2 protein-coding genes and 2 pseudogenes are annotated in these 3584 nt (G+C 66.9%); all 4 read right to left on the minus strand.

Annotation, left to right across the window (positions count from 1 at the left end; genetic code table 11):
• Positions 1-451: pseudogene (locus tag ACFP9U_RS24350) on the minus strand (formylmethanofuran dehydrogenase subunit C); the annotation flags it as partial.
• Positions 448-1356 carry a formylmethanofuran--tetrahydromethanopterin N-formyltransferase gene (gene fhcD / locus ACFP9U_RS24355; protein WP_378625385.1) on the minus strand — a complete coding sequence of 303 codons (909 nt, stop codon included), beginning with the start codon at positions 1354-1356 and terminating at the stop codon, positions 448-450. The gene fhcD and the pseudogene ACFP9U_RS24350, both read right to left, overlap by 4 nt.
• Positions 1344-2975 carry a formylmethanofuran dehydrogenase subunit A gene (locus tag ACFP9U_RS24360; protein ID WP_378625386.1) on the minus strand — a complete coding sequence of 544 codons (1632 nt, stop codon included), beginning with the start codon at positions 2973-2975 and terminating at the stop codon, positions 1344-1346. Before ACFP9U_RS24360 ends, fhcD begins: the two co-directional genes overlap by 13 nt.
• Positions 2969-3584: pseudogene (locus tag ACFP9U_RS24365) on the minus strand (tungsten formylmethanofuran dehydrogenase); the annotation flags it as partial. The pseudogene ACFP9U_RS24365 and the gene ACFP9U_RS24360, both read right to left, overlap by 7 nt.

A 3584-nucleotide genomic window follows, 5' to 3' on the forward strand; every position in this document is an offset into this window, starting at 1 on the left:
CGCGGATGACGAGCACGCCGCCGTTCATGCCCCGCATCTCGCCGGTGAGTGGTCCGCCGGCGAAGTCACCGGCATCGCCGAGGATATCGAGCCGGCCGCCGGTCATGCCGGAGCCGGCATGCGGGCCGGCGCTACCCTCGATCGTGAGCAATCCGCCCGACATCTTACGCCCGGCCTGCGCGCCGGCCTCGCCGGTCACGCGGATGGCGCCTTCCGTCATTCCGGCGCCCAGGCAATCGAAACGGACGCTGCCGCCCGCGAAAACGATGCTTTCAGCGTCCTCGCCCGACAGGCGGAAAAGGTCCCCTACCCTTGCCCCCCTTTTCGACAGGCCGAGCCTGGTCTGCTCGATCGCACGCCGGGAAAGGCCGGCGAGCCCTTGCGGGGTGAGCGGCGAGAGATCGAGCCGCTCCGGCGGCTCCGAGACAAGCGTGAAGGTGAGAGACGTCACGGCAGCAGTTCCTTCAGGTGGTAGTGGAACTTGCCGAGCTTGCCGCCGTAATTGCCGGCGCTGATGCGCGCCGCGCCGCGCTCCGGCCCGAGGCCGATCAGGGTTTCGAGCCCCGCCTTCATGGCGGCGGCGACCGCAGTGTCCGTCTCGCCGTCGATAACGATTTCGAGCACGGCGTTGATCTCGGCGCCAAGGGCGCTGTCCACCCGGCCGCGCAGGGTCGGCGCATAGGCTTCATTGGTGGAGGCGACGACGCTCTTGTATTTGCTGCCGACCTTCGAGCCCGAGCGCACCACCCCGCCCGGGAAAGGCAGGATGACGCCGGGCACCTTGCCCATCGCCTCGGCCGCGGCTTCCGCCGCCACCAGCGCCTGTTCGTTGCTGCCGGCCAGGAGAAGCAGATTGCCCCCGCCGACCGCCTTCTTCGTGAGCCCCGTGGCCGCCTCGCAGACGAATTCGCCGTCCATGACGGGAATGCGCCAGTAATGCCTGCCGCCGAACTTCTTCGAGATCTGCCAGCCGTCGCCGAAATAGCGCAGCGACGACCCCAGCTTGAGCGGCTCCGGGCCGTCGAGCCCGGCGAAGCAGGCGCTGCCGGGCGAGGTCAGCACGCATTGGCCGACGCGCTTCAAAAGCTGCTTTTGCAATTCGTCGGTGCTGACGGCGAACAGCATGACGCGGCAGCCGGGCCGACCGTCCGGCGTCTCAGAGGGCGGCAGTTCCACGTCGATGCCGGCTTCGCAGCCGCAGCCGATCACCGAGGTGGCGAAGCCGGTCATGGAGCGCGCCGCCTCCAGCACCCATTTGCGGGTCGGCGCGGTGACGACGATCGCGGTGGCGCGCATGCCGAAGGCTTCCGCGAAAGTCTCGTCGATCTCGACGCCGTTGACCGTCACGCTTCGCATGGCACCTCACCGAAGGGCTCTTCGCGGTCGATCGCCCAGTCGGGGAAGACGAACCAGTCGAGCGACAGCCCGTAGCGCTCCTGGTGGTAGGATTCCATGCGCCGCAGCATGGCCTTGTCGGGCTCGGGTGCGATCCGCAGGGTCTTGCCCCAGCGCAGGGCTGTGATCTCGCCGTCCTCGACCACCATCTCGCCGTTCTTGAAGACGTAGGCGGCGGCGGCGAACATCTTTTCGATGTCGCGGTCCTTGCGATAGACGGCGATGTCGGCGATCGCCCCCTGCCCCAGATGGCCGCGGTCCTTGAGGCCGAGAAGCCGCGCCGGTGCGGCGCGCGTCATGATGGCGATCTCCTCGAAGGTGTATTCGCGGTCGATCGCCGGCAGCGTGGTCAACGCCAGCGCCGGCTTCGACAGGTTTTCTGCCGCCCGCCGCCGCGCCTCGCGGTCCATAAGAAGCGCAAAAAGCGCCGGATAGGCGGTAAAGGGTGCGCCGTTCGGATGGTCCGTGGTGAAGAAGACCCGCCAGGGATCGTCTATCAAAAGGAAAAGCTCCAGCCCCGCCGCCCATTGCAGCGAGCCGTAGAAATCCTTGCGGTAGCGGTAGGGCACGATGCCGGCGCTTTCTCCATCGCCGTCGATGATGAAGGATTTTTTTGGATGCGCGTTCTTGCGCGCCGGATACTGCCTGAGCACGTCCATCGAGATCGTGACTGTCTGCCCGAACATCACTTGGCCGACGTCGATGGTGATCTCGGGCGTGGAATTGACCAGTTCGGCAAGTCGGCTCGCGGCGGAGGAGAAGCGCCGCTTGCCCTCCCTGCCGTAGCCGTAGAACTGCAGATGGGCCAGATGCAGCGGCACGCCCTCGGCAGCTTCCATGGTGGCGGCGGCGGTATCGGCCGAGCCCGGCACGCCGAGATTGTTGCAGTGGACGTGCAGCGGATGCGGCACGCCGAGACTGGTGACGGCGGCTTGCAGCGTCTTGACGATGCTGCGCGAGGAGACGCCGTAGGACGGTACCACGTCGTCCAGCGAGAAGATGCGGACATTCTCCTTGAAGGCGGCGGCTCCGCCGGCGTTGATGGTCTTCACGCCGAGCGCCCGGGTGGAGGCGACGGTCCAGGCGACGTAGTCCTCGATCATCTCCGATGAAGCCCGGTCGCGGATGAGCGAGAGCAGAAAGTCGTCATTGCCCAGAACGGCCAGCGTCGCCTTGTCGATGATCGGGATGTCGGCGAGCTCCAGATGGGTGTGGAGCGCGGTTCCCGGCGGCATGGCCGGCTCGACGACGGTGGTGAAGCCCATCCGCGCATAGAGGCAGCCGGTCTGGAAGGTGCTCCAGCCGAGATTGGAAAGCGGTGTCGCGCCCGGCCGCGGCAGATGAGCAAAATGGTGCTCCGGCAGAAGCAGGCGTGCCGTGTTCACATTGCCGCCGCCGATATGGGAATGGATGTCGATGGCCCCGGCCATGACGATGCAGCCGGTGGCATCGACGGTCCTGTCCGGTCGTGCGCCCGGCGGCGGATCGACGATGACGGCGTCTTCGACCCACAGGTCGCCGATCCCGTTCCGCCCATTGACCGGATCGATGATCTCACCCCCCGCGATTCTTGTCAGCATCGGGTATCCATTTTTACGGGAAGCTCTTCCATGATGGCTTTGAGGATCGAGGCGGCGGATGGAAGCTGTGATGACGCTCCCGCTGTTCTGCCGACAAATGTGCTCCGGCTGCTTGAATAGAGGACCGCGTCGTGGTCCGCGCCGGGTGCGCCCACGGGAATGGTGACGGCTGCCTCGGCCACGGGTTCCGCCGTCTTCGTCAAGGCGATCAGCGTGGAACCGTTCGCGTGTGCGGGTGCGCTGTTCTCCCGCGCGGCGACCCACAGATGCACGTCCGCTTCGCCGGCGCCCAGCATCCGGCGCACGTCGAAGCGCCAGGGGTCGTGTTCGGCGGCACCCTGCGCGAAGCCGGTGCGCATGGGAAAGCCGGTCGTCCAGCCGGAGACCAGCGTGCCGCCCCAGCCGGCCTCGCTTTCCGGCAGCACGAGCATTGCCGCGCGCGTCTTTCTGTTGAGGTCGGAAACGAGGCCCTGGAGCATCTCGAGCGCAAGATGGTGGGTGCCGTGGCCGGAGCACAGGAAGGCGGCATAGTTCGCCTTCGCCAGTGCATCGGAAAGACGTTCGAAATTCGTGACCGGCGTCGTGACGGGCCGGCCGCCGACCTGCGCG

It is taken from the genome of Nitratireductor sp. GCM10026969, assembly GCF_042660605.1.
Classification (GTDB): Bacteria; Pseudomonadota; Alphaproteobacteria; order Rhizobiales; family Rhizobiaceae; genus Chelativorans.

Excerpts from the sequence above, each read along its gene's own strand:
- fhcD (WP_378625385.1), bottom strand. The coding sequence starts at position 1,356 with ATGCGAAGCGTGACGGTCAACGGCGTCGAGATCGACGAGACTTTCGCG.
- ACFP9U_RS24360 (WP_378625386.1), bottom strand. The coding sequence starts at position 2,975 with ATGCTGACAAGAATCGCGGGGGGTGAGATCATCGATCCGGTCAATGGG.